The organism is Pseudoflavonifractor sp. 60, assembly GCF_009911645.1.
In the GTDB taxonomy this organism is placed as follows: Bacteria; Bacillota; Clostridia; order Oscillospirales; family Oscillospiraceae; genus Lawsonibacter.
In genome coordinates, this window is record NZ_QWKI01000298.1 from 1 (window position 1) to 1512 (window position 1512).

The 1512-nt window shown below is 57.9% G+C and carries 1 protein-coding gene; it reads left to right on the forward strand.

All coding sequences use genetic code 11. From position 1 onward, the window contains the following. Nucleotides 1-1398: hypothetical protein (locus tag D1646_RS21835; RefSeq protein WP_160638446.1), on the forward strand; the 1398-nt coding region annotated here is incomplete at its 5' end. Nucleotides 1399-1512: the final 114 nt, after the last annotated feature.

Sequence of the window (1512 nt, forward strand, 5' to 3'; positions counted from 1 at the left end):
CCCGCCGATGGCAACCTTGAGGGCGAGACCCTGAACATCAAGCTGGCTAACGGCGCTGCTACTCTGACCGTCACTGTCGTAACTGAGGAAGGCCCCACCGCTGTGGTTCCTGAGAACGCTCAGGCCGCTATCACCGGTGTTGACGAGGGCGCTTCTAGCGGCGTTATCAAGGTCGTCTATCAGAAGACCGCTGCCCGCGCCGCTGGCTCCGGCCCCGATGGCAAGCCCACCCTGGAAGAGGCTGTTGCTGTGGTTGAGGATCACCTGACTCGCGAGTTGGGCTACACCTTCACCAAGGCTAGCAGCAGTGGCACTACTACCTACACCCTTAAGGACAAGTTTGGCTATCCTGCTGGCACTGCTACTTGGGCTGAGAACGGTAGTAATGTGATCGAAGGTGCCCGCTATCAGGATGCCGCTAAGGGCTACGAGACCATCTCTGCTGCTGATGGCGGCGTGGCCGTGACCACCGGCAAGTACGCTCTGGTCAATGGCACCACCTGGACTGCCGTGGGCGATGGCAGCGTGAAGGTGGCCATTGGTAACACCGACACTGTGAAGATCGAGGAGTTCGATGGCTGGGTCAAGATTGACGGTGTGCAGACCGGCGTAAACAAGACCTATGGCGGCAGCAGCAATGCTATGCCTTCTGTCAAGGACCTGAAGGTATCCGGCACCGGTAGTGGTGTTGCTAAGACTACCGCTGCTGCCACCACCTATGTGGCCTATAACGACGCTACCGCTCTGGCTCAGGGCGACGAGTTGGCGACGGGCTACGTGAAACTGACCGGCACTGGCTTGACCTTTGACAGCACGACTGCCGGGTCCAGCAAGACCTTTGCCAAGGTGGGTGAGGAAGTCACCGTTAACGGGGCGACCAATGGTAACTCCTACCGCGTCTCTGTTGAGGGCGGCGACGCCATCGACGTCACTGCTAGCGGTACCAGCTTCAAGATTCCCGCTGACAAGGTCACCGGCGACATCACCGTGTCTGATCTGATCGCTCACACCCTGACCAAGGCTATCACCAACGGTGTTACTGGCATGACCGCCACTTGGTATGTGAACGGTGATGAAGTGGACTTCGGTGCAAACGCTACCAAGGTTGTGAACCTGTCCGCTACCGACAAGCTGACTGTCAAGGTTACCTTTGCTGACAAGATTGACAAGGTTAACTCCGCCTCTACTGGCGCTAAGCTGACCATCAAGGCTGGTAGTGCTGATGTCAGCACTGCCAAGTGGACTGGTGTCGGTCTGGGAGAGGCTACTGTGGCAAGTGGTGTAATCGAGTTTGAAAAGACCGCTGACATTGCGGCTGGCACCGCTGTCACTGGCGAGGCCGGTGCCCAAGCTTCTGCTGTGACCATGACCGTTGAGTACACTGCCTCCACCACCTAATCCCACCCCTAGCAAAACCGCATAAACCTACACCCCTGGGCCTCCTGGTCCGGGGGTGCTTTTCTTTTGTTCGGCGACGGTAGATGCAATTTCACCGTTCGGACTCTGACTCTG